The organism is Ensifer sp. Root31 (assembly GCF_001424825.1).
In the GTDB taxonomy this organism is placed as follows: Bacteria; Pseudomonadota; Alphaproteobacteria; order Rhizobiales; family Rhizobiaceae; genus Ensifer; species Ensifer canadensis.
Genome location: NZ_LMCO01000066.1, coordinates 338,695 through 362,005, shown reverse-complemented (window position 1 = coordinate 362,005; position 23,311 = coordinate 338,695). Strand labels below are relative to the sequence as shown.

General features: G+C 62.5%; 20 protein-coding genes. 14 read left to right on the top strand and 6 right to left on the bottom strand.

Features of this window, described 5'->3' with window-relative positions; genetic code table 11:
* Window positions 1–146: 146 nt before the first annotated feature.
* The 3 genes from ASD00_RS35970 to ASD00_RS35960 form a co-directional block, all read right to left on the bottom strand.
* Window positions 147–692 carry a membrane protein gene (locus ASD00_RS35970; RefSeq protein WP_025426333.1) on the bottom strand — a complete coding sequence of 182 codons (546 nt, stop codon included), beginning with the start codon at window positions 690–692 and terminating at the stop codon, window positions 147–149.
* Window positions 685–1,272: a DUF1214 domain-containing protein gene (locus tag ASD00_RS35965; protein WP_025426334.1), complete on the bottom strand. Its 588-nt coding sequence runs from the start codon at window positions 1,270–1,272 to the stop codon at window positions 685–687. The genes ASD00_RS35970 and ASD00_RS35965 overlap by 8 nt, the downstream gene beginning before the upstream one ends.
* 150 nt (window positions 1,273–1,422) lie before the next feature.
* A complete protein-coding gene (locus ASD00_RS35960; RefSeq protein WP_025426335.1) occupies window positions 1,423–3,627 on the bottom strand; it encodes a transglycosylase domain-containing protein in 2,205 nt (734 codons plus the stop codon).
* 264 nt (window positions 3,628–3,891) lie between these two features.
* Between ASD00_RS35960 and ASD00_RS35955 the strand changes: the two genes are divergently transcribed.
* Together ASD00_RS35955 and ASD00_RS35950 are read left to right on the top strand one after the other, a co-directional pair.
* Window positions 3,892–4,359 (top strand): YcgN family cysteine cluster protein, encoded by a 468-nt coding sequence (locus tag ASD00_RS35955; protein WP_025426336.1) that lies wholly within the window; start codon window positions 3,892–3,894, stop codon window positions 4,357–4,359.
* Window positions 4,360–4,467: 108 nt separating this feature from the next.
* A complete protein-coding gene (locus ASD00_RS35950; RefSeq protein WP_025426337.1) occupies window positions 4,468–4,977 on the top strand; it encodes a GNAT family N-acetyltransferase in 510 nt (169 codons plus the stop codon).
* 63 nt (window positions 4,978–5,040) lie between these two features.
* On the opposite strand, the gene ASD00_RS35945 is transcribed toward ASD00_RS35950, so the two are convergent.
* Together ASD00_RS35945 and ASD00_RS41090 are read right to left on the bottom strand one after the other, a co-directional pair.
* On the bottom strand, window positions 5,041–5,376 hold the full coding sequence (locus ASD00_RS35945; protein WP_025426338.1) for an MmcQ/YjbR family DNA-binding protein: 336 nt from the start codon (window positions 5,374–5,376) through the stop codon (window positions 5,041–5,043).
* A 324-nt stretch (window positions 5,377–5,700) separates the two neighbouring features.
* Window positions 5,701–5,841, bottom strand: coding sequence for a hypothetical protein (locus tag ASD00_RS41090; RefSeq protein ID WP_164474924.1), 141 nt, complete (start codon window positions 5,839–5,841; stop codon window positions 5,701–5,703).
* Between the two features lie 896 nt (window positions 5,842–6,737).
* Here ASD00_RS41090 and ASD00_RS35935 point away from each other — a divergent pair.
* The 12 genes from ASD00_RS35935 (at window position 6,738) to ASD00_RS35880 (ending at window position 20,933) form a co-directional block, all read left to right on the top strand.
* Window positions 6,738–6,992, top strand: a complete 255-nt coding sequence (locus ASD00_RS35935; protein ID WP_025426340.1) for a hypothetical protein — start codon at window positions 6,738–6,740, stop codon at window positions 6,990–6,992.
* A gap of 42 nt (window positions 6,993–7,034) precedes the next feature.
* Window positions 7,035–7,706 (top strand): two-component system response regulator FeuP, encoded by a 672-nt coding sequence (feuP, locus tag ASD00_RS35930; protein ID WP_025426341.1) that lies wholly within the window; start codon window positions 7,035–7,037, stop codon window positions 7,704–7,706.
* Complete coding sequence (locus ASD00_RS35925; protein ID WP_025426342.1) at window positions 7,696–9,081, top strand: HAMP domain-containing sensor histidine kinase; 1,386 nt, start codon at window positions 7,696–7,698, stop codon at window positions 9,079–9,081. Before feuP ends, ASD00_RS35925 begins: the two co-directional genes overlap by 11 nt.
* A 172-nt stretch (window positions 9,082–9,253) precedes the next feature.
* Entirely contained in the window at window positions 9,254–9,697 is a 444-nt protein-coding gene (locus tag ASD00_RS35920; protein ID WP_025426343.1) for a membrane protein, read from the top strand.
* A 91-nt stretch (window positions 9,698–9,788) separates the two neighbouring features.
* A complete protein-coding gene (ccmI, locus tag ASD00_RS35915) occupies window positions 9,789–10,937 on the top strand; it encodes a c-type cytochrome biogenesis protein CcmI (RefSeq protein WP_025426344.1) in 1,149 nt (382 codons plus the stop codon).
* A complete protein-coding gene (ccmE, locus tag ASD00_RS35910) occupies window positions 10,934–11,386 on the top strand; it encodes a cytochrome c maturation protein CcmE (RefSeq protein WP_057211474.1) in 453 nt (150 codons plus the stop codon). The genes ccmI and ccmE overlap by 4 nt, the downstream gene beginning before the upstream one ends.
* Window positions 11,383–13,371: a heme lyase CcmF/NrfE family subunit gene (locus tag ASD00_RS35905; protein ID WP_025426346.1), complete on the top strand. Its 1,989-nt coding sequence runs from the start codon at window positions 11,383–11,385 to the stop codon at window positions 13,369–13,371. Before ccmE ends, ASD00_RS35905 begins: the two co-directional genes overlap by 4 nt.
* Entirely contained in the window at window positions 13,368–13,823 is a 456-nt protein-coding gene (locus ASD00_RS35900; RefSeq protein ID WP_025426347.1) for a cytochrome c-type biogenesis protein, read from the top strand. Before ASD00_RS35905 ends, ASD00_RS35900 begins: the two co-directional genes overlap by 4 nt.
* A 318-nt stretch (window positions 13,824–14,141) precedes the next feature.
* Window positions 14,142–15,701 (top strand): Do family serine endopeptidase, encoded by a 1,560-nt coding sequence (locus tag ASD00_RS35895; RefSeq protein ID WP_025426348.1) that lies wholly within the window; start codon window positions 14,142–14,144, stop codon window positions 15,699–15,701.
* Between the two features lie 136 nt (window positions 15,702–15,837).
* Entirely contained in the window at window positions 15,838–16,539 is a 702-nt protein-coding gene (locus ASD00_RS35890) for a response regulator transcription factor (RefSeq protein ID WP_025426349.1), read from the top strand.
* Window positions 16,536–17,942: an ATP-binding protein gene (locus ASD00_RS35885; protein ID WP_025426350.1), complete on the top strand. Its 1,407-nt coding sequence runs from the start codon at window positions 16,536–16,538 to the stop codon at window positions 17,940–17,942. The genes ASD00_RS35890 and ASD00_RS35885 overlap by 4 nt, the downstream gene beginning before the upstream one ends.
* Window positions 17,943–17,975: 33 nt before the next feature.
* On the top strand, window positions 17,976–20,933 hold the full coding sequence (locus tag ASD00_RS35880) for a bifunctional [glutamine synthetase] adenylyltransferase/[glutamine synthetase]-adenylyl-L-tyrosine phosphorylase (RefSeq protein WP_057211472.1): 2,958 nt from the start codon (window positions 17,976–17,978) through the stop codon (window positions 20,931–20,933).
* Here the strand turns inward: ASD00_RS35880 and ASD00_RS35875 are convergent.
* Window positions 20,912–23,272 (bottom strand): ATP-binding protein, encoded by a 2,361-nt coding sequence (locus tag ASD00_RS35875; protein ID WP_025426352.1) that lies wholly within the window; start codon window positions 23,270–23,272, stop codon window positions 20,912–20,914. The genes ASD00_RS35880 and ASD00_RS35875 overlap by 22 nt on opposite strands.
* Window positions 23,273–23,311 lie beyond the last annotated feature (39 nt).

Below are 23,311 nucleotides of genomic sequence, written 5' to 3'. Positions count from 1 at the left end.
GTGTCGGCTGCATCGGCCGGCCTGCGCACGGCTTTGCTTGTGCCAACAACGCTCCGCCCCTTGCGGTCGCGTTCATCTTCTCCACGACATCGAGATAGGAACGGCAAGGCTGAAGGCCGCGTACCCTGTCCGAGGGACTGCGCTGACTAACGACGGAACGGCTCGCAGCTTGATTCCGCCAGGAAGTTCCGGACCTGATCCTCGAAGCTGTCGAGCGGCGCCATGGCGCGCAGCACCGCATAGCCATCCTCTTCCTTCATCTCCACCATGATCGATTGTGCCAGAGCTTCCGGCGGCGTCTTGCGCAGTTCCACCAGCTGGATCGGCGTCGCAACCACGAGGTCGAGCCTGCCGTTGACGGCGGTGTGGTCGTTCATGCTGAAGACCTCATTCGATGCGCTGTCGAAAACCGCAAGCGACCAGAAAGGTACCGCGCCTCTGGCGAGGAACCGCGCCGGACCGTCGGTGATCGAAAAGCTGCAGACGGCCGTGCGGAGATAAGGGTCGTCGTTGCTGAGGCCGGTCGGTCCAGGGGTACTCGTCAAAGAAAAGAAGCTGTCCATCTCGAGAAGACCGAGAACGCGCGTATAGGCGTCGCGACCGGTAAATTGCGGCAGCACCAGCACGATGATGATATGCAGCAGTGCTGCGCCCACGAGACCAAGGATGGAAGCGAACAGAACACTACGCATCGCCGCATCCCGTTTTCACGATTTTCGGCATGGCGAGATCGATAAGGCCGGAGGAACCTGCCGTCGGGGTATCGAGCAGCGTCAGGACCAGCCGGAAGGTTCCGGAATGCCGTAACGCTACCCAGTTGTCCGGCTTGGCGTTCGGCGAGACATGGATGGTGAAGGAACTGTCTTCGGCGCGCAGCACCGTCCACGAGTTGATCGCCGAAGGCAGATCCGAGCCGGGGCGCAGCGGCACGCCATCGGCATTCGCTGCATAGAGCGTCCAGAATCGCGCCTGCGGCGTCAGCCCCGAGACATCGTAGGAGCAGGCGGCCGACAGCTTCTCGCCCCTGTCGTCGACCTGTGCCATGAACATCAGCCCTTCGGCGCCGCCATAGAGCAGTTCGCCGGCCCGGGCGCGATGTGCCTTGGCATAGGGGTCGGCATTCTCGGTCTGTGCTTCGGGGAAGGCGACCCACGGGCCGATCGAGATCGAGCCGAAACCGACCGTCGCCTTCAGCGCCCAGACGGCTGAAGCGATGCCGCCGCCGAAGGCGATGGCAAGGGCAAGGGCGACGAGGAGGGGAATTCGGAACAAGGGCGGCTCTATCGAATATGGTTATGCATAGGCGCAATGCGCCGCGCAGCCCATGTCTCGCCCAAACGGGCGCGCGACGCAACGGCGATCATCGCGCCGACCTGGCAACCGGTATCGATCCGGCCGTTCAATTCAAGGTTTCGAGCGCGTTCAATTGCTGGCGGCATTCGGGAGAGCCTGTTGGGAGGACCCGCCGTCGGCGGCGCCGAGTACGGCGACTTTGCCGCCGCTCCTTTCCGGCGCCTTCAAGGCGGGGGCCTTTTCGAAGGTATCGCCCACCGAACGCAGGAGCCGTGTCACGTCTGCCGATAGCGACCGCGGCCGCACCAGCGGCGGCAGGGCATTTTCATCCGGCTTGGCATTGGCGACCTCCGGTTGCTTGCTCGGTGCAGGCGCCGGGGACGTTATCCCCGGTATCTGGCGGTGCTCGATGCCCTGTTCGGCATAATCCATCAGCCGCTTGAAGGTCATTGCCGGCAGCGAACCGCCGGTCATGTTGTTGGTCGAAGTATAGTCGTCGTTTCCGAACCAGACCGCCGTCGTGTAGTCACCGGTAAAACCGACGAACCAGGCGTCGCGATAGGCCTGGGTGGTGCCGGTCTTGCCGCCGGTAACGATGCCGTTGTCGAGGGCCGCCTTGCGTGCCGTGCCGATCACCGGGATCTGCGTCAGCATCGAATTCATCGATGCGTTGGCCTGCTCGGAAAGGATGCGTCTGGCCGGCGGTTCGTCGCGGGAAAAGTCGTAGAGGATGTCGCCGTCATAATTCAGGATCTGGCTGATGCCGTGGCGGCGTGATTGTAGGCCGCCGGCTGGGAACACGGCATAGGCCGTCGCCTGGTCGAGTACCGTCACTTCGGAGGTGCCGAGCGGCATCGTCTTGTCGGTGCGCAGTGGCGTTTCGATGCCCATGTTCTTGGCGGTCTGCGCGATCAGCTCCGTGCCGAGCTTGTCCTTGGCGAGGCGCACCGGGATCGAGTTGATCGACCTAGCGATCGCCGTCAGGATGGTGATGCGGCCGGCATAGCTGCGGCCGTAATTCTGCGGTGACCATCCGCGCCAGGTGATCGGTGCGTCGACGACGATGGTCTCCGGCGTCATGCCTTTTTCCATGGCCGCCGCGTAGGTGTAGACCTTGAAGGAAGACCCCGGTTGGCGCAGCGCCCGCGTGGCGCGGTTGAACTGGCTCTCGCCATAGTCGCGGCCGCCGACCATCGCCCTGACAGGACCTCCGTTTTCGACCATCACCAGTGCGCCCTGCTTCACATGGAAGCTCTCGCCATATTGCCGAAGGCTGGACTCGACCGAATCCTCGGCCGCATTCTGCAGCCCCATGTCGATGGTGGTGCGCACGATGAGTGAATGCTGGGCAAATGGCCGGGCGATGCGCTGCACTTCGTCAAACGCCCAGTCGAGGAAGAAGTCGGGCGCCTTCACCTGGGCGCGATCGATGACGGTTGCCGGGTTGAGACGTGCCGCAATCACTTGGCCCTCAGTCATCAGCCCGCCCTGGACGAGGTTTGTCAAAACCTCGTTGGCGCGGCCGCGGGCGGCCGGCAGGTTGACGTGCGGGGCGTAGCGCGCCGGTGCCTTGAAGAGGCCGGCGAGCATGGCGGATTCCGCCAGGTTGACGTCGGTGATCGCCTTGCCGAAATAAAACTGCGCCGCTGCCGCAGCACCAAACGTCCCGCCGCCCATATAGGCGCGGTCGAGGTAGAGCCGCAGGATCTCTTTCTTCGAAAGGTTGGATTCGAGCCAGATGGCCAGAAACGCTTCCTTGATCTTGCGCTCGATCGTGCGCTCGTTCGACAGGAACAGGTTCTTGGCGAGCTGCTGCGTCAGCGTCGAGCCGCCCTGGACGACACCGCCGGCGCGTGCATTCTCGGTCATGGCGCGGGCGAGCCCGAGAAAATCGATGCCGTAGTGGTCGAAGAAGCGCCGGTCTTCCGTTGCGAGCACAGCCTTGATCAGATGATCCGGCAATTCGTCGATCGGCACGGAATCTTCGTGAATGATGCCGCGATGGCCGATTTCGTTGCCGTAGCGGTCAAGGAAGGTGACGGCGAAATCGCTTTGCGCCCGCCAGTTGCCCTTGGTCTCCTCGAAGGCCGGAAGAGCGAGAGCCAGCATCAGCACCGAGCCGGCCGTTCCCCAGGTCATACCTTCACCGAGGACCTCGAAGACCGCCTTCTTCCAGCCCGTGACGCGGAAGCGGCGGAAGAAAATAGTGGTATCTTCCCACCATTGTGAGAGTTTGAACCCGGCATTCCAGACCGTCGAATCGATCCAGGAATCGATTCTCAGAAAGATGTGCCGCTTTTTCGGCCGGTTATCGTCTTTCCTCGGTTCCCGCACGGTCTCAACGTCCTGAAGGCTTTTGGCATCATGCCGGTGCCGCGCGATATTTGCACGGCGTCAAATTCCAATCTACTTGCATATCGCGCCGGTGGCCTTAAAAAACCGGCAATTTTCTGCGAAATTTCTCTCCTGCATGTTTCCTTTGGTCGTCGCCGATTAAAGGACAAACCTGCAGCAACTCAAATCGCTACTGTGACCTTTGCACGTCTGATAAGACGTGCCGCGCAGTAGCGCGACCGATTTGACGAAAGTGTGATGGCGATGGGCGAAATGCCTTTCTGGAAGGCGAAGAGCCTTGACGAGATGAATGACGCGGAGTGGGAAAGCCTCTGCGACGGCTGCGGGCTCTGTTGCCTCAACAAGCTCGAGGATTGGGAAACGGCAGAGATCGCCTGGACCTCGATCCGCTGCACGCTGCTCGACGGCGAGAGCTGTCGGTGCAAGGACTATCCGAACCGTCAGGCAACGGTGCCGGATTGCATTCAGCTGACGCCGGACGCGGTGCGCGAGATTACCTGGCTGCCGCCGACCTGCGGCTATCGGCTGGTGGCGGAAGGCCGCGACCTCTATTGGTGGCATCCGCTGCTCTCGGGCGATGCCGAGACGGTGCACACCGCCGGCATTTCCGTGCGTGGCCGCACCGTTGCGGAAGACGGCATCGACATCGAGGACTACGAGGATTACCTCGTGACCTGGCCGCTGGAAGTCGGCGAGAAAAGTTTGGGTTAACAGCCTGTTAGCTGCCCTTGCGGAATCGGTTTTGGAACGGGGCGCCATTGCAGGCACTGCGGAGAGCAGCTAGAGATCGGTGGTATTCCATCGTTCTCAGGCATTCCGATGATCAGCACCGACCGCCTCATTCTCCGCAGACCGCAGCTGGAGGATTTCGAGCCCTATCAGCAGATGTGGTCGGATCCAGAGATCCTTCGTCATATCGCACCGGCCCCCTTTTCCGGCGAACAGATGTGGACGCGGTTTTTGCGTCAGGAGGGCGGCTGGCAGTTCTTTGGCTTCGGTTATTTCGTGATCGTAGAGAGAAGCTCCGGGCGCTTCGTCGGGCAGGTCGGCTTTCAGGAACTGCGCCGCGAGATTTCTCCCGCCCTGACCGGGACGATGGAGACCGGCTGGACGATCGCGCCTGAGGCGCAGGGACGCGGTTATGCCAGCGAAGCTGCGCATGCGGCTTTCGGCTGGGCGCGGGAACATCACGCCGGACGCCGCGTAACCGCTATCGTCAGCCCGGCCAATGCGGCATCGATCAGAATCGTGGAGAAACTCGGCATGCGGCCGTTCGCGCAGACGGAGTATCACGACAAGCCGGTCACGCTTTTCGACTATGTTCTCTGAGACGATTGCCTGCGGATAGAAGGTCGTCTGCAGACGGCTTTCGAAACGTCGATGCCGGCCGCGTCAATGACGGCCGTTCTTCTTCACCAGGCTTTTGGGGGCAACATTGCGCCACGCGGTTTCCATCGACTGGCGAACGAGATCCTCGTCGGCCTCGACAAAGTAGAGCGAGGTCCAGCCCTTGTTGCCCCAGCCACCGGGGACCGCAGCGCAGACGCCGGGTTCCATTTCCAGCAGCATGCGCTGCTGATCCGGTGTGAACTTGAAAACCGCCCGCCCTGCCTCGGGCAGAGACATGAAGATGCGCTTGCCCACACGGAAGTCCCGCGTGCCGAAATGGGCATTTTCTTCCGTTCCCGGCAGGCTCAGCGCCAGTTTTTCAATCTCGTCGGTCAGCATGGAAAAAGAGTAACACGGTTTTTCCGATTGGCCAAAAGGCAGGAAATCGCCACACGGCTGGCCATACGCGCGGCTCGATACGCCACCGCGGGAGGCGGGATTCACAGCGTTGTCAGCTTCTTTTGGGGCTGCGCGGGCGGGGGGAATACCAGCTGGATGCGACCGATCACCCCCGAGAACGAGAAGGCTCTTCAAGACACAAGGCGCTTTTAGAGCTGCATTAAGCCAAAAAGCGAAAGCCGCTCGCGGCGTTGACCGCGGGCGGCTTTAAGGTCGATGGGCATAGTCGTGTCGACAAGCCTATTCTCGCGCGCTAGCGCAGGCTTATTCAGCCGGCTGAACGGGCTTCGGTGTTGTCTGGGTGGCTGAGCGCATTTCGCGCCATTCGCTTTCGAAACGGTCCAGCAGCGACTGCGGTACCTTGGACTGCTGAGATGCCGGCTGGTTGTTTACGAGCGTCTGCATCCGATCCTCCCGGGCCTGTTGCAAATTCATGACTAGTTGACGGGCGGACAATTTCACATCGTAAACGCTTTGTAAATCAGTGGCTTAAATCATTTAAACGATTGAAAAATCTTTAAATCGATTAATTTTTCAATGATCCACAGTTGCATTCAGCCGACCGGGGACAGCGGGCCAATTTGGCGCTCGGTGAGTCGGGAGGGCGGTCTTTTGAGCAAGCGGCTTTGGCGATCAGGCGCTGTAGTGGGTTGATAGCGCGCGTGCGCGACGTCACCGCAAAGCGAGCAAGTTCAGTTGCGAACGGCGTTTCGATAATCGCGATCTGGCTGTGAGATGAGAGTATTTGACCCCATGAGGCGGCCTGAAGGCCCGACGTGCGCGCGGCAACACCAAACAATGCAGAGGCTTAGATGAGGGGTCGGACTCTTCGCCGGATCGCGCTCATTCAACCCCGCAAGAGCCGGACTCAACTTTGGAAGATGTGCGGCCAAGAGATTCAAAGGACTCGGGATTTCGAGCCCACTTCAAGTCTTGCCGTAAGCCGAGCGACGGAGGCTGCGGCCATCTGGTTCTCGACCGAGTACCCAACGATAGCAGGAAGGGCTTAACAAATGGCTGATCGTCAAGCCGGCGGCTCCGTCGCGGAATGCGCCTCGTTGATTGGCGGCTGGCACGGCGCTGCAGCGGATCGATGTTCGGCACGGACCGCTGTCAGGCGGAGGTTTTCTTCCGTCGAGTTTCACCGTCGAAGGAATCGTTGCAATCTGCGGTCGGGTCACTGTGGATACAGCCATTCACAGGTGGCTGTTCGCCCGGCTGGGCGGCCGACATTCATTTGCCATTCAGCCTCTATCGGTTATTGCTTTTGCCATGATGCTTCCCAAGTCGAAAGTGCGTTCATGTCTTCACCAGTGATCATAGCCGCGCTTGCCGCAGGCCTTGCGGGCTTTGCTCCGCCTGAGGTCAACGTGCCCACGGACTTTGTCGTCCGCGTGGCCGGCGATTGCAGCGCGGCTGCTCAGCAAGTCGTTTCGGAAACCGGCGGCGAACTGCTGTCGGCACAGCCGACGTCCGATGGCCAGTGCGTGATCACGGTGCTTGTGCCGGGCAATGGCGGGCGACCGAAAAAGGTGACCGTAAGGGTGCCGATGTAATTCGCCCGTGACGACGGTGCGAAAGAGGAAAAGTGGGTACGAATGCGCATTCTGATAGTCGAGGACGACGTCAACCTGAACCGGCAGCTCGCCGAAGTGCTGAAGGAGGCCGGCTACGTCGTCGATCAGGCCTATGACGGCGAAGAGGGTCACTATCTCGGCGATGCCGAGCCCTATGACGCCGTGATCCTCGATATCGGCCTGCCCGAGATGGACGGCATCACCGTTCTTGAAAAATGGCGCGGCGGCGGCAAGAGCATGCCGGTGCTGATCCTGACGGCGCGTGATCGCTGGAGCGACAAGGTGGCCGGCATCGATGCCGGTGCCGACGATTATGTCGCCAAGCCGTTCCATGTCGAGGAGGTGCTTGCCCGCATCCGCGCGCTGATCCGCCGGGCGGCCGGCCACGCAAGCTCGGAAATTGTCTGCGGCCCGGTGCGGCTCGACACAAAGGGGTCGAAGGCAACCGTCGACGGAACGGCGCTGAAGCTGACGTCGCACGAGTTCCGGCTGCTCTCCTACCTCATGCACCACATGGGCCAGGTCGTATCCCGGACGGAACTGGTCGAACACATGTACGATCAGGACTTCGACCGCGATTCCAACACGATCGAAGTTTTTGTCGGCCGTCTTCGCAAGAAGATCGGCAACGACCTGATCGAGACGGTGCGCGGCCTCGGATACCGCATGCAAGCGCCCGGCAATGGCAATTAGATCCCTTACGGCCCGCGTATTGGCGGTTTCGACCGTCTGGGCCGTCGTTGCCCTGGTGGTGATCGGGGTTGTCATCTCAGCCCTCTACCGGCAAGGATCGGAACGCGGCTTCAAGGACCTGCTGCGTGCCCAGCTTTTCAACGTCGTCAACTCGATTTCGGTCAATGAGAAGACGGTGCTTGCCGGCAGTCCCCAGCTCGGCGACCTGCGCTTCTCCCAGCCGCAGACCGGCTGGTACTGGATCGTCGATCCGATCGGCGAGTTCGACACGCCGCCGCTGATTTCTACCTCGCTCGGCAACGCGAAGCTGCCGATCGCGAGCGTCGACGAAGTCCCCTTCGATACCGGTTACGTCCGTTTCTACACCACCAAGGACCCGTTCGGAAACGAGGTCGAAGTGGCCGAGACCGAAGTCGTTCTCGACATTCAGGGCCACACCGCCCGTTTCCGCGTTGCCGGCAATCGTGACGTTCTAGAGGCGGACATCAACCGCTTTACCCGCAATCTGACCATCGCGCTCTCGATCTTCGGCCTCGGCGGGCTCGGCATGAACGCGCTGACCATTCTCTTCGGTCTCAGACCGCTCGACCAGGTCCGCCGCTCGCTGGAGAAGATCCGGGCCGGCGAAAGCGAAAGGCTCGATGGTGCCTTTCCGCGCGAGATCCAGCCACTTGCAAACGAAGTGAATGCGCTGATTGACAGCAACCGCCGCATCGTCGAGCGGGCGCGCATGCAGGTCGGCAACCTCGCGCACTCGTTGAAGACGCCGATCGCGGTCCTCCTCAACGAGGCCCGCGTGCTTGAGGCGTCGCATGGCGAACTCGTCAGAAACCAGGTCGATGCGATGCAGATGCAGGTTCAATCCTATCTGAGCCGCGCGCGGATCGCCGCCCAGCGCGAATCCATTCTCGCCCGCACAGAAGCGCAGCCGGCGCTGGAGCGGCTTGTGCGCGTGATGCGCAAGCTCAATCCGGAAAAAGAGGTTCATCTGTCGATCAACCCGCCGGGCCTGGTGCTAGCGATGGAGCTGCAGGATGTCGAGGAGACTGTCGGTAACCTGCTCGAAAACGCCGCTCGCCACGCCAAGGGCGAGGTCTGGCTGAATGTTCGTCCGGCTACAAACGAAGAGCACGCAAAGGAAACCGGTCGGCAATGGATCGTTCTCGACGTCGACGACGACGGAGCTGGCCTCGACCCGGATCAGATCGCGCTGGCGATGAAGCGCGGCAAGCGGCTGGATGAGAGCAAGCCGGGAACGGGCCTCGGTCTGTCGATCGTCAGTGAAATCGTACGGGAATATCAGGGCACGCTGACGCTGTCGCGCCGGGAAGAGGGCGGGCTGCGCGCCGAGCTCGTGCTGCCGGCTGCGGTTTAGGTGTCACACTGGCGCGCGAAAGTATCGCGTCGACTGCCCTTCCAGTTGCCTCTGCCAACAGGGAATGCCAAAAGAAAATCAAAGGGAAGTCTCCGCTCGGCCCCGCCGGTCGGCGCAGGCGGAGCCCCGCGTTAGAAAGTACATGTCGCGGATCATGAGGAACCAGGCAGAAATGACACGAACTATTGTCGTCAGCGGCAGGATCGCGTTGATCGCGTCGGCGGTGGCTCTTGCCGGCTGCAGCACCACCTCGGGCGGACAGACCGCGGCGGCCGGGTTGGGCACGACCGCGACCCGCAGCGTGTCTTCGACGACCTACATCACGGCCCTGCAGGGCGGCGTTATCGGCCGGCTCAGCAATCTCGATATCGGAACGTCGGACCGCCAGCGTGCGCTCGAGGCCGAGTACCGCGCCCTGGAGGCTGCTCCGGGCGGTCAGCCGGTCAACTGGCAGGGGCGTAGCGTCACCGGTTCGGTCGTCGCCGCCGCACCTTATCAGGTCGGTTCGCAGAACTGCCGCCAGTACAGCCACACCGTGACCGTCAAGGGACAACCGACGACGGCGCGTGGTGCGGCCTGCCGGAATTCCGACGGAAGCTGGACGCCGCTCAGCTGACCGGATTTCCGGTTGCGGCGAAACGCCTCAAATCTCTGTCATTGCAGGTTTTCGAGTTGGAATGGCATGGGTGCCATAGTATTGAGCATCCATGTTGTTCTGGATCCTCGTCGCCACGTTGACGGCGGCTGTAGCTGTCGTACTCATCCTCCCGCTCTTGCGGGCGGCAGCGCCCGCATCGTCTCCCCATAGTCATGATATCGAAGTTTATCGCGATCAGCTCGATGAACTGACGCGTGACCAGGAGAGCGGCCTGATCAGCGGCGACGATGCCGAACTCGCCCGCGCCGAGGTCGCCCGCCGGCTGCTTGCGGCTGGCGAGATCGACAATGCCGCCGAGCCGGCCGCAGCCACGCGCCGCGGCGTCAACATCGTGGCGCAGGCCTTCGTGCTTCTCTGTCTTCCCGCAATTGGGCTCTGTCTCTACATGTTCACTGGCAGCCCAGGGGTTCCGGCGCAGCCTTTGGCGGCGCGCCTTGCCGATCCCGGTGCCGATATCAACATTCTGATTGCGCGGGCGGAAAATCACCTGGCGCAGAACCCGAACGACGGTGCCGGCTGGGACGTGCTGGCGCCAATCTACATGCGCAACGGTCGCGTCGAGGAGGCGGTCGCCGCCTATGACAGCGCCGTGCGCCTGCTGGGGCCGACGCCGGCGCGGCTGGGTGGCTATGCCGAGGCGGTGATCACGCTGTCCGGCGGACTTGTGACCACCGAAGCGCAGTCGGCTCTCCGCAGATCCCTCGCCATCGACCCGAACGACCCGCGTTCCGAATTCTATCTTGCCCTTGGCCTGAAGCAGGAAGGCAAGAAGGACGAGGCGCTTGCAGCCTTCAACAGGCTGATCGCCAGTTCCCCGGCGGATGCGCCCTGGGTGCCGCTCGTCAAGCAGCACGTGGCCGAGCTTTCAGGTGGCGCTGCCGGCAATGTTGCGGGCGCTGCACCGGGAAATCCGAGCGCGGACGATATCGCCGCCGCACAGGACATGAACGCCGGCGACCGCCAGGAGATGATCCGCGGCATGGTCGAAAGCCTGGCGAGCCGGCTTAAGGAAGACCCCGCCAACGCCGAAGGCTGGGCGCGGCTGATCCGTTCGCATGTTGTGCTTGATCAAAGAGACCAGGCGGCGGCCGCCCTAAAGGAAAGCCTGAAAACCTTCCCGGCGGACGGCGAACAGGGAAAACAGCTGCTTGCGCTGGCCCGTGAACTCGGGATCAAGACGGACGGAGAGACGCAATGACGCGAAAACAGAAGCGACTGGCGATCATCGGCAGTGGCGTCGGCTTTCTGACGCTTGCCGTCCTCCTCGTAATGTTCGCCTTCAGCCAGGCGATCGCCTATTTCTACGTGCCGAGCGATCTCGCCAAGACCGACGTGCCGCCGGGAACCCGCATCCGTCTAGGCGGGCTGGTCGAGGCCGGTTCGGTCAAGCGCGGCGACGGCAAGACCGTGACCTTCACCGTTACCGATACGCTCGGCCAGGTGCCGGTGACCTATACCGGCATCCTGCCGGACCTGTTCCGTGAGGGGCAAGGCGTGGTCACCGAGGGCACGTTCGTTGCCGGCAGCTCGGTCTTCGTTGCAGACTCCGTGCTCGCCAAGCATGATGAGACCTATATGCCGAAGGATGTCGCCGACCGCTTGAAGGCGCAGGGTGTCGAACTCAGCGGGAAGGAAACCGTTCGATGATTATCGAACTTGGACATTATGCGCTGGTTCTGGCGCTTGCGACCGCCTTCGTGCAAGCGGCTTTGCCGATCCTTGGCGCCAGGCTCAACGATCGCGCCCTGATGGAGCTCGCCTCCAGCGCGGCGATTGCCTGTTTCCTGCTCGTCGCCTTCTCCTTCGCCGTGCTGACCTTCGCCTATGTCACGTCGGATTTTTCGGTCCGCAACGTCTGGGAGAACTCGCATTCGCTGAAGCCGCTGATCTACAAGATTTCCGGCGTCTGGGGGAACCATGAAGGATCAATGCTGCTCTGGCTCTTGATCCTGGTGTTCTTTTCGGCGCTGGTCGCCACATTTGGTCGTAATCTGCCGGAAACGCTGAAGGCGAATGTGCTCGCGGTGCAGGCCTGGATTGCCGTGGCTTTCACGCTGTTCATCCTGCTGACATCCAACCCTTTCGCCCGCCTTATCCCGGCACCGGGCGAAGGCAAGGACCTGAACCCGATCCTGCAGGACGTCGGTCTCGCCATTCACCCGCCCTTACTTTATCTGGGCTATGTCGGCTTTTCCGTCTGCTTCTCCTTTGCCATCGCCGCCCTGATCGAAGGGCGTATCGACGCTGCCTGGGCGCGCTGGGTGCGTCCCTGGACCCTTGCTGCCTGGACGTTCCTGACGGCCGGCATTTCGATGGGCTCCTATTGGGCCTATTACGAGCTTGGCTGGGGTGGCTGGTGGTTCTGGGATCCGGTCGAAAACGCCTCGTTCATGCCGTGGCTTGCCGGCACCGCGCTGCTGCATTCCGCTCTGGTCATGGAGAAGCGCGAAGCGCTGAAGATCTGGACCGTGCTGCTGGCGATCATGACCTTCTCGCTGTCGCTGCTTGGCACCTTCCTCGTTCGCTCTGGCGTGCTGACTTCGGTTCATGCCTTCGCGACCGACCCGACCCGCGGCATCTTCATCCTCGCCATCCTCGTTTTTTTCATCGGCGGCGCCTTTTCGCTGTTTGCCTACCGCGCATCGCGGCTGAAAGCCGGCGGCATCTTCGCGCCGGTTTCGAAGGAAGGCGCTCTTGTCTTCAACAACCTCATCCTGACGACCGCGGCCGCGACCGTGCTGACCGGCACGCTCTACCCTCTGGTGCTTGAAGCGCTGACCGGCGACAAGATTTCGGTCGGGCCGCCCTTCTTCAACATGACCTTCGGGCTGTTGATGCTGCCACTCCTGTTTGCGGTGCCCTTCGGTCCCCTGCTGGCCTGGAAGCGCGGAGATCTCATGGGCGTTGCCCAGCGGCTGTTTGCAGCGGTTGCCGTCGGCCTCGTCGTCGGCTGCGTCTATTACTACGCCATGAACGGCGGACCGATCCTCGCTTTGTTCGGCATTGCGCTGGGCGTCTATCTGATCGCCGGTTCGGTGACGGATCTGGCGCTGCGCTCGGGGCTCGGCAAGGTCGCGGGCAACGTCGCCTGGCGGCGGTTCTCCGGCCTGCCGCGCTCGGCCTTCGGCACCGCACTTGCGCATATCGGCCTCGGCGTCACGCTGATCGGCATCGTCGCCGTCACCGCCTTCGAAACCGAGACCGTCGTCGAGATGAAGCCGGGTATGACCGTGGACGCGGGAGGCTACACCCTGCGGTTCGACGGCATGCGCAACGGTAGCGGTCCGAATTATTCCGAGGAATCCGGCCATTTCACCATCAGCAGCGGTGGCGTCGTCGTCACCGACATCTGGTCGTCGAAGCGGCTCTATCAGGCGCGGCGCATGCCGACCACCGAAGCCGGTATCCGTACCTTCGGCCTGAGCCAGCTCTACGTTTCGCTCGGTGACCAGATCAGCGAAGGCGGCATCGTCGTGCGCATCTGGTGGAAGCCGATGATCCTGTGCATCTGGGGCGGCACGCTGTTGATGATGGCGGGAGGTTTCGTCTCGCTCAGCGATCGCCGCCTGCGCGTTGGCGCGCCGACGCGCGCCAAGCGGCCGAAGACGATCCCGGTGGGAGCGGCCGAATGAACCGATTGCTGCTGGCGTTCTTTCTGTTTCTGGCGTCGCTCGGCCCGACCTTCGCGGTCAATCCGGATGAGGTCTTGTCCGATCCGGCACTCGAAGCACGGGCGCGGGCGATCTCGGCCGAGCTCCGCTGCATGGTCTGCCAGAACCAGTCGATCGACGATTCCAACGCAGAGCTTGCCAAGGATCTCAGGGTTCTGGTGCGCGAGAGGTTGGCAAATGGCGACAGCGACGAGGCGGTGATCGACTATGTCGTCTCGCGCTATGGCGAGTTCGTGTTGCTGAAGCCGCGGTTCGAAACCAAGACGATGATCCTGTGGGGCATGCCGATCCTGCTTTTGCTGGTCGGCGCCGCGACGTTGCTGGTGGCGGCACTCAAACGCGGCCGGCAATCGCGCGGCACGCCGCTTTCCGACGACGAGAAGGAAAAGCTGAAGAAGCTGCTTCAGCCGTAGAGCATTTCCAGGAAAAGTGCGAAGCGGCTTTCCGCCAGGAAATGCGTAAAACAGAGAGATAGCGCGTTTCTGCGACTCCGCCTAAGGCGGAAACGCTCTCGATCCCACGGGCAATGCGCCGTTGCAGACGCCCGCCACCAACATTACCAAAAATTCATCCTCCGGACAGAACTCAGTAAGGTCCAATCCGTTACATCTTTCGTCATCGGCTGTTCCTCCAGTCAGCCAAGAGCGAAATCGCTACCCCCGCGGCGATCCTCGAAATCAAGATGCCGAAGCTGCTTCCAGCGGCTTCAAGGAAGAGAAAAGGCAAAACGGATGATTACGACCAAACTCCTGCGTCCCTCCCTCAAGACTGTTCTGAAGACCTCGACCGTTGCGGGTCTTGCGGCCGTCATGCTGACCTCCGGCCTGCCGGCCACGATTGCCCAGTCCTTCGCCGAACCCGTCAAGGTCGATGCGCCCCAGGTGCCGAGCTTTGCCAATGTCGTCGACGCGGTTTCCCCGGCCGTAGTCTCCGTCCGCGTCCAGTCGCGTGCTAATCCCGTTTCCGACGAGGGCAATGGCTTCACCTTCGATTTTGGCGGTCGCGGTCTGGATGAGCTTCCCGACGATCACCCGCTGAAGCGTTTCTTCAAGGAATTCGGCGGCCCGCGCGGCGATGACCGTGCCGAACGCGGCCCCGGCCGTCGTGGCCCGCACGGCGAAGGTCGCCTGCGCCCGACTTCGCAAGGCTCCGGCTTCTTCATCTCCGAAGACGGTTACCTCGTCACCAACAATCACGTCGTTTCCGATGGCTCTGCGTTCACGGTCATCCTCAATGACGGCACCGAGCTTGACGCCAAGTTGATCGGCAAGGACAGCCGCACCGATCTCGCCGTGCTCAAGGTCGATGACAAGCGCAAGTTCACCTATGTCAGCTGGGCCGACGACAACAAGGTCCGCGTCGGCGACTGGGTCGTTGCCGTCGGCAACCCCTTCGGTCTCGGCGGCACGGTAACCTCCGGCATCATCTCGGCCCGTGGCCGCGATATCGGTTCGGGTCCCTATGACGACTATCTGCAGGTCGACGCAGCGGTGAACCGCGGCAACTCGGGTGGTCCGACCTTCAACCTTTCGGGCGAAGTGGTCGGCATCAACACCGCGATCTTCTCGCCGTCGGGCGGCAATGTCGGCATCGCCTTCGCCATTCCGGCATCCGTCGCCAAGGACGTCGTTGCCGACCTGATGAAGGACGGCTCGGTATCGCGCGGTTGGCTCGGTGTTCAGATCCAGCCGGTGAGCAAGGATATCGCCGAATCGCTCGGTCTGTCTGAGGCAGCCGGCGCACTCGTCGTCGAGCCGCAGGCCGGCTCGCCGGGCGACAAGGCCGGCATCAAGAAGGGCGACGTGGTCACTGCGCTCAACGGCGACACGATCAAGGATCCGCGCGATCTTGCCCGCAAGGTAGCCGGCATGCGCCCGGGCACCACGGTCGACGTTGCACTGTGGCGCAACGGCAAGTCGGAAACCGTCAAGCTCGAGATCGGCACGCTGCCGAAGGACGACAAGGAAGCGGCCACGGATCAGGGCAACCAGTCCGAGGAAACCCAGCCGTCGAGCGAGCAGGCCCTGGCCGACCTTGGCATGACGGTGACGCCGTCGGATGACGGCAAGGGCGTGACGATTGCCTCGGTGGACGAGGACTCGGACGCCAGCGACCGTGGCCTGAAGCAGGGCGAGAAGATCGTTTCCGTCAACAATCAGGAAGTGAAGTCGGCGGACGATATCCTCAAGGTGATCAACATCGCCAAGAAGGACGGTCGCAGCAAGGCGCTCTTCCAGATCGAGGCCGAGAACGGCAGCCGCTTCGTGGCGCTTCCCATCGATCAGGGTTGATCGCGGCTGCGAATGAATGACCAGGGCGCCGCGATATCCAAGCGATTTCGCGGCGCCGGCCGTTTGGGGCGAAGTGATCGCCATGCCGGTTGTCGGAAGAACCGAAACCGGTTGAGACAGACAGGGGTCCGGGACTATGGTCACGCGTATGAAGATTCTTATTATTGAAGACGATATCGAGGCAGCCGCCTATCTGGCAAAGGCGTTCCGGGAAGCCGGCATCGTCTGTGATCACGCGAGCGACGGCGAAAGCGGCCTCTTCATGGCCAGCGAAAACAGCTACGACGTTCTCGTGGTCGACCGCATGTTGCCGCGCCGCGATGGCCTGTCGGTGATTTCGGAGCTGCGTCGCAAGGAAGTCCATACGCCGGTGCTCATTCTGTCGGCGCTCGGCCAGGTCGATGATCGGGTGACGGGTCTGCGCGCCGGCGGCGACGACTACCTGCCGAAACCCTATGCCTTCAACGAGCTTCTCGCCCGCGTTGAAGTGCTCGGCCGCCGCAAGGGTACGCCGGAACAGGACATGGTCTACCGGGTCGGAGATCTCGAGCTCGACCGCCTGTCGCACTCGGTTCGCCGCCAGGGCAAGGAAATCCCGCTGCAGCCGCGCGAGTTCCGGCTGCTCGAGTACCTGATGAAAAATGCCGGCCAGGTCGTGACCCGCACGATGCTGCTCGAAAACGTCTGGGACTATCACTTCGATCCGCAGACCAATGTCATCGACGTGCACGTGTCGCGACTGCGTTCCAAGATCGAGAAGGACTTCGATCTGCCGCTGCTCCGAACCGTGCGCGGCGCCGGCTATATGATCAAGGATGACCGGACCGCCAGCGCATGAGCAAACTCGGCGTCCTGTTGAGGACAACCGCCGTCCGGTTGTCCGCGCTCTATCTGATCCTCTTCTCGCTCTGCGCCGCCTTTCTCGTCTTCTATGTCACCGGCATGTCCGAGCGTCTGCTACAGCAGCAGACGCGCGACGCAGTGACCGCAGAGGTGACCCAGATCGAGCAGGTCTATACCCGTGCGGGGATCAATGGGCTGCTGCGCTCATTGGAACGGCGCGCGCGCCAGCCTGGCGCCAATCTCTATGTGATCGCCGGGCCAAGCGGTGAAATCCTTGCTGGCAATGTGGCGAGCCTGGAGCCGGGCCTTCTCGATCGCGAAGGCTGGACGGAGAAACCCTTTGCCTACCAGCGCTATACCGACGAGACCCGCCAGGACAGCCATGTGGCACTTGCCCATGTGCTGATGCTCGACAACGGCCTGCGCATCCTTGTTGGCCGTGACCTGCAGGAGCCGCAGAAGTTTCGTGCGCTGGTGCGCCAGGCGCTGATGGTCGCCCTCGGCATCATGGGCCTCGGTGCGCTGATCATCTGGTTTGCCATCGGCCGCAATGCGCTGAAGCGCATCGACCGCATGTCCGAGGCGAGCACCAAGATCATGGCGGGCGACCTGTCGCAGCGTCTGCCGACCAGCGGTTCCGGCGACGAATTCGACCGGCTTTCCGAATCGCTGAACGCGATGCTCGGCCGCATCGAGAAGCTGAACGAGGGGCTGCGCCAGGTCTCCGACAACATCGCCCACGACCTGAAGACACCGTTGACGCGGCTGCGCAACAAGGCGGAAGCCGCACTTGCGCGCAAGGGTACAAGTCAGCGCGGCGCGCTGGAGGAAATCATCGGCGAGTCGGATCAGCTGATCCGCACCTTCAATGCGCTCCTGATGATTTCGCGCGTCGAAGCGGGTTCGGCTGCTGCCGAGATGAGCGAGATCGACCTTTCGCAGATTGTGTCGGATTGCGTCGAACTCTATGAACCAGTCGCCGAAGATGTCGGCCTGCGGCTGGAGGCGGATGTGGCGCCAGGCATGGTGATTTCGGGCAATCGCGAGCTTGTCGGCCAGGCGCTCGGCAATCTACTCGACAATGCGATCAAATATGCCGAAGGCGCCGCCGATCCGCTGATCAAGGTTTCGCTCGGCAGGCGCGACGGCAAAGTCGTTCTTTCGGTTGCCGACCACGGGCCGGGTGTTCCTAGGGAAAAGCGCGACGAAGTCGTCAAGCGCTTCGTTCGGCTGGATGAGAGCCGCTCCAAGCCCGGCACGGGTCTCGGCCTGTCGCTCGTCGAGGCAGTGATGGAGATGCATCATGGTGTGCTGGATCTGGCTGCAACCGATGCTGATGGCGCTGACAACTGCAAGGGACTGACGGTACACATGGTTTTCCCGGCGTCCGCGACCTGATAGACCGGTTTGCGGAGAACACGGGGGAACGGTATGCAGGACACGATGGCAGGGCACTGGTGGGGCATGGAGACGGCGCCGATCAAACCGGCAAGCCAGGCTGACGCCAAATCCGCGCTGTCGGTGCTGAAGGATATGGCCAAGGGCCATGACCAGATCAGCCGTCTGCTGGCATCCGAAACGCCGTTCAAGGCGTTCATCGTCGCTGCCTTTGCCCTGTCGCCATTCCTGCGCGACACCGGCGGCAGCCAGCCCGGCATACTCGAACAGCTCCTGTCGGAGCCGCTGCAGGAATTTCTCACCGAAAGGGTCCGGCGGGCGCGGGATGCCTGGGTATCGGCAGAGCCCGGCGTGGCACTGCCAGATACCGAGATCATGACGCGGCTTCGAAAGGCCAAGCGCGAGCTAGCCTTCGCCGTTGCGCTTGCGGACCTCTCACGACATTTCGACGGTCGCGAGACGACGCGCTGGCTGAGCGAATTTGCCGGCGCTGCCGTTTCGGCAACGATCGATCATCTGCTGCTGAGCGGTCACCAGGGCGGCAAGCTCGCGCTCAAGGACGTGACGGCCCCGAGCCGGGGGTCTGGCGTTGTCGTGCTCGGCATGGGCAAGCTCGGCGCCTTCGAGCTCAATTACTCCTCCGACATCGATCTCGTGGTCTTCTACGATCCGCAGTCCGGCATCATCATCGATCGCGACGATGCATCCGAGACCTTCGGCCGGCTTCTGCGCCGCCTCATCCGCATTCTCCAGGAGCGCAGCGGCGACGGCTACGTCTTTCGCACCGACTTGCGGCTGCGCCCGGATCCCGGCTCGACGCCACTCGCAATCCCCGTCGAGGCGGCGATGCTCTATTACGAGAGCAGGGGGCAGAACTGGGAGCGCGCAGCTTTCATCAAGGCGCGGCCCGTTGCCGGCGACATAGCTGCGGGCGATGCCTTCTTGAAGGAATTGACGCCGTTCGTCTTCCGCAAGTATCTCGACTATGCGGCAATCGCCGACATCCATTCGATCAAGCGGCAGATTCACGCCCACAAGGGCCATGGCGAGATTGCGGTCAAGGGACACAATATCAAGCTCGGCCGCGGCGGCATTCGTGAGATCGAGTTCTTCGTTCAGACCCAGCAGCTGATCGCCGGTGGACGCATGCCCGAACTGCGGCTGAAGGCGACGGAGCCGATGCTGCATGCGCTGGTAACGGCCGGCTGGATCGACGAGACGACCGCGGCCGAACTGGTCGAGGCCTACTGGTTCCTTCGCGATGTCGAGCACCGCATTCAGATGGTGCGTGACGAACAGACCCATGTGCTGCCGGAGACCGAGGCAGAGCTGAAGCGGATCGCCTTCATGCTCGGCTTCGAGGATACGGCTTCCTTCTCCAAGGCGCTGTCGAAGGTGCTGCGCACCGTCGAGCGCCGTTATGCCCAGCTCTTCGAGCAGGAGGCGAAGCTTTCGAGCGAGACGGGCAATCTGGTTTTCACCGGCCAGCGCGACGATCCCGATACGCTCGAGACCCTAAGAAAGCTCGGCTTCCAGCGGCCGTCGGACATCTCGCACACGATCCGCACCTGGCATTACGGCCGCTACCGCGCGACGCAGTCGGTCGAGGCGCGCGAGCGGCTGACGGAGCTGACGCCGCAGCTCCTGCGCGTCTTCGGCGAAAGCCGGCGCGCCGACGAGGCGCTCCTGCGTTTCGACCATTTCATCTCGGGCCTGCCGGCCGGCATCCAGCTGTTTTCGCTGCTCGGCAACAATCCGCGGCTCTTGTCATTGATCGTCAACATCATGTCCTCGGCACCAAGGCTGGCCGAGATCATCGCGGCGCGGCCGCATGTGTTCGACGGCATGCTCGACCCGGGCCTTCTGGCGGAGCTGCCGACCCGGGATTATCTGGCGCCGCGCATCGCCAACTTCGTTGCCGGCGCCCGCCACTATGAAGAGGTGCTCGACCGGCTGCGCATCATCGCCGCCGAACAGCGGTTCCTGATCGGCATCCGCCTGTTGACCGGCTCGATTTCGGGCGCGCAGGCCGGTCGCGCCTTTACCGATCTCGCCGACCTGATCATCGCTGCCGCAGTGGACGCGGTGCTCGCCGAGGTCCGTTCGGTCCATGGCGATTTTCCGGGTGGGCGCATTGTCGTCGTCGGCATGGGCAAGCTCGGCAGCCACGAGTTGACGGCGGGCTCCGACGTCGACCTGATCCTGCTCTACGACTATGACGACGCGGCCCCGGAATCGGATGGCGGCAAGCCGCTCGATCCGATGCGCTATTTTACCCGGTTGACGCAGAGGTTGATTGCAGCGCTCTCAGCGCCCACAGCCGAGGGCGTACTCTATGAGGTCGACATGCGGCTGCGGCCGTCCGGCAACAAGGGCCCGGTCGCCACCCGCATCAACGCCTTTGCCAAGTACCAGCGGGAAGAGGCCTGGACCTGGGAGCATCTGGCCCTGACGCGGGCGCGCTGCATCTGCGGCGACGACAGTCTGAAGGCGCAAGCCGATGCCATCTTCGCCGAAGTGCTCGGCCACACGCGTGATGTCGCCAAGGTCAGCACTGACGTGATCTCGATGCGCGAGATGATCGACAGCGAGAAGCCGCCAAGCGACATCTGGGATTTCAAGCTGATCCCCGGCGGCCTGGTCGATATCGAGTTCATTGCGCAGTACCTGGCGCTGATCGCTCCCGCCAAGGGCGTGCCGCCGCTTGAGGCCGGCGCCCACACGGCCGACGCCTTGAAGGTCCTCGGCGGTGCGATGATGAACCCCAATGATCTCGACACGACGATGGAGGCGCTGAGCCTCTTTACCGAGCTGTCGCAGATCGTGCGCCTGTGCATCGAAGGCGAGTTCGACCCGAAGGAGGCGCCTGCCGGTCTTGTCGATCTCGTCTGCCGGGCAGGGGACTATCCCGACCTGAAAACGCTGGAGGCGGATATCAGGCGGCTGTCGAAGGCCGTCCGGCGTATTTTTCAGTCGGTGGTTTCGGGATAGGGCTGCGGGTCGCTGTCGCGATCGGGCATGCGCAATGAAATGATGGTGCCGACATTTTCGGCGGAATGGATCTTCATCGTTCCGCCGTGAAGGCGCGTCAGCGACCGGGAGATGGCAAGCCCGAGGCCGGAGCCGCCCTTGCTCTTGGCATACTGGCTCTGCACCTGCTCGAAGGGCTGGCCGATCTTCTGCAGGGCATCACGCGGGATGCCGATGCCGGAGTCGGCGATCGTCAATGTCACAGCGCCCGTGACCTTGCGGGCGCGCAGCGAAATGCGCCCGCCTTCATTGGTGAACTTGACCGCGTTCGACAAGAGATTGAGCAGCACCTGCTTCATCGCCCGCCGATCCGCGACCACGGTCAGGCCCGAGGCGATTTGCTGCACCACATGGATGTTCTTCTGCTGCGCCGGGATCGTGGTGAAACGCAGCGTCTCCTCGATCAGCGGCGCGAGATCGATGGTCTCGCGGCTGATGCGCATATGGCCTGCTTCGATCTTCGACATGTCCAGGATGTCGTTGATGACGTTCAGCAGGTGTTTGCCGCTGTCGTGAATGTCGCGCGAGTATTCATCGTATTTCTCCGAGCCGAGCGGCCCGAACATCTGGGTCTGCAGGATCTCCGAAAAACCGAGAATGGCGTTGAGCGGTGTCCTCAGCTCATGGGACATATTGGCCAGGAATTCCGACTTGGCGTGGTTCGCCGCCTCGGCCCGTTCTTTTTCCGCCTGGTAGTTGGCGTTGGCGATCGACAGCTCGGTCTTCTGCCGCTCCAGGGTCATGCGCGAAGCCGAGAGATCGCCGATGGTCGCCATCAGCCGGCGCTCGGATTCGCGCAGCCGCACCTGGTGACGCTTGAGCAGCGTGATGTCGGTACCAACAGAAACGAGGCCGCCGTCGCGCGTGCGCCGCTCATTGATCTGCAGCCAACGCTCGTCGGCGAGCTGCACTTCGGTGGTCTGCGAATGGTTGCTACGGTCAGGATCCGCAATGCGGCGTTCCACTACCGGGCGTGCCGCAGCGGCGTGTACGGCGATGCGTTCGGTGCCTGGCACCAGAACGTGATCCGGCAGCTTGTAGGCTTCCTGGTAGTGCGTGTTGCACATGACCAAGCGGTCCTGCTTGTCCCAGAGGACGAAGGCCTCGGACGTACATTCGATGGCATCGGCCAGACGCTGATCAGCTTCGGCATAGCGCTGGGCGAGGCGGTGCTGCTCGGTGACATCCATGGCGATGCCGATGAGATGGGCGCGGCCTGAAACGGTGCGGATGATCTCGGCGCGGGCGCGCAGCCAGACATAATGGCCGTCCGCATGCCGCATGCGGAACACCTGGTCGATCTGTCGCGCATCGCCGCGGGCAATTGTCCGCGCCACGCCATAGATACCGCGATCGTCCGGATGCATCAGCCGTGCGGCGTCGCCGAAGGAAAGCACGCTGCTTTCGCCGGGCATGCCCAACATCTCATACATCGACCGCGACCAGAACAGCCGTCGGTTGGCAAGATCGAAATCCCAGAGGCCGCAGCGGCCGCGCGACAGGGCGGTTTCGACCCGCAGGTTCGATTCCGCAAACACCCCGTCGGCGTCGCGGGCGCGTTTGGCCTGGATGTAATAAGCGTAAAGCACCACCAGCAGGATCGCCGAGATGCCGGCAAACAGCGTCACATTCAGCGAAACCTCGTCGCGCCAGGCCGTTTCGAGCTGGGTCACCGGCGTTGCCGCCAGGACGACGCCGGCCGCTTCCGGCAACTGCGCCAAAGCGACGATATGGTCGACGCCGTTGATGGCCGTCTTCATGACGCTGGAATGTTCGCCGTAATACTGCAGCGTGGCGATATCGGGTGCAACCGAGGCAAGCGTCCGGCCGATCAGCGGCACACCATCAGGTGTGCTGGCGAAGATCCGTCCATCCTTGCGCACGGTCAAAAGAAACATGCCCGCGTCGAGCATGGTGTTGGGCAGGTATTGGGTCAGCCGCTGTTCGGCATCCCAACGCCGGCCCTCTTCGAACAGCGTCATGCCGTCAGCCTGGAACGCCGCGACCGCCGTTGCCGCGGCAAGCCCGACCGTCTGGCGCGAGTTGTCTTCCATCCGGGCGTGCTCGCCCATGATGCCGGACATGCGCGAAACGGCGACTATGATCAGGAATGCGATGATGAGGATGGGGATAGAGCGCTTGAGAATAGGTTCCGCGCTCGCAAGACGCTGCGACGTCGGCTCGGCGAAAATCTTCGCCTGCGAGATGAACTCGCGTTCCAGGCCGGAAAAGCCCGAAAACTTGAGTCGCAACCGCCCGTCGGCTGCGCTCGCTGGTCGCGCGTCCGCCATCTTACCCAATGTGAAACCCTCTGATGATTCGGCGCGCCGCTCGCCCGA

What these genes read in the sequence shown, in the direction of transcription:
- ASD00_RS35950 (WP_025426337.1), top strand. Translation starts at nt 4,468, where the DNA reads ATGATCAGCACCGACCGCCTCATTCTCCGCAGACCGCAGCTGGAGGAT.
- ASD00_RS35885 (WP_025426350.1), top strand. Translation starts at nt 16,536, where the DNA reads ATGAGCAAACTCGGCGTCCTGTTGAGGACAACCGCCGTCCGGTTGTCC.
- ASD00_RS35935 (WP_025426340.1), top strand. Translation starts at nt 6,738, where the DNA reads ATGTCTTCACCAGTGATCATAGCCGCGCTTGCCGCAGGCCTTGCGGGC.
- ASD00_RS41090 (WP_164474924.1), bottom strand. Translation starts at nt 5,841, where the DNA reads ATGCAGACGCTCGTAAACAACCAGCCGGCATCTCAGCAGTCCAAGGTA.
- ASD00_RS35895 (WP_025426348.1), top strand. Translation starts at nt 14,142, where the DNA reads ATGATTACGACCAAACTCCTGCGTCCCTCCCTCAAGACTGTTCTGAAG.
- ccmE (WP_057211474.1), top strand. Translation starts at nt 10,934, where the DNA reads ATGACGCGAAAACAGAAGCGACTGGCGATCATCGGCAGTGGCGTCGGC.
- ASD00_RS35925 (WP_025426342.1), top strand. Translation starts at nt 7,696, where the DNA reads ATGGCAATTAGATCCCTTACGGCCCGCGTATTGGCGGTTTCGACCGTC.
- ccmI (WP_025426344.1), top strand. Translation starts at nt 9,789, where the DNA reads ATGTTGTTCTGGATCCTCGTCGCCACGTTGACGGCGGCTGTAGCTGTC.
- ASD00_RS35890 (WP_025426349.1), top strand. Translation starts at nt 15,838, where the DNA reads ATGGTCACGCGTATGAAGATTCTTATTATTGAAGACGATATCGAGGCA.
- ASD00_RS35920 (WP_025426343.1), top strand. Translation starts at nt 9,254, where the DNA reads ATGACACGAACTATTGTCGTCAGCGGCAGGATCGCGTTGATCGCGTCG.
- feuP (WP_025426341.1), top strand. Translation starts at nt 7,035, where the DNA reads ATGCGCATTCTGATAGTCGAGGACGACGTCAACCTGAACCGGCAGCTC.
- ASD00_RS35900 (WP_025426347.1), top strand. Translation starts at nt 13,368, where the DNA reads ATGAACCGATTGCTGCTGGCGTTCTTTCTGTTTCTGGCGTCGCTCGGC.
- ASD00_RS35955 (WP_025426336.1), top strand. Translation starts at nt 3,892, where the DNA reads ATGGGCGAAATGCCTTTCTGGAAGGCGAAGAGCCTTGACGAGATGAAT.
- ASD00_RS35945 (WP_025426338.1), bottom strand. Translation starts at nt 5,376, where the DNA reads ATGCTGACCGACGAGATTGAAAAACTGGCGCTGAGCCTGCCGGGAACG.
- ASD00_RS35880 (WP_057211472.1), top strand. Translation starts at nt 17,976, where the DNA reads ATGCAGGACACGATGGCAGGGCACTGGTGGGGCATGGAGACGGCGCCG.
- ASD00_RS35970 (WP_025426333.1), bottom strand. Translation starts at nt 692, where the DNA reads ATGCGTAGTGTTCTGTTCGCTTCCATCCTTGGTCTCGTGGGCGCAGCA.
- ASD00_RS35905 (WP_025426346.1), top strand. Translation starts at nt 11,383, where the DNA reads ATGATTATCGAACTTGGACATTATGCGCTGGTTCTGGCGCTTGCGACC.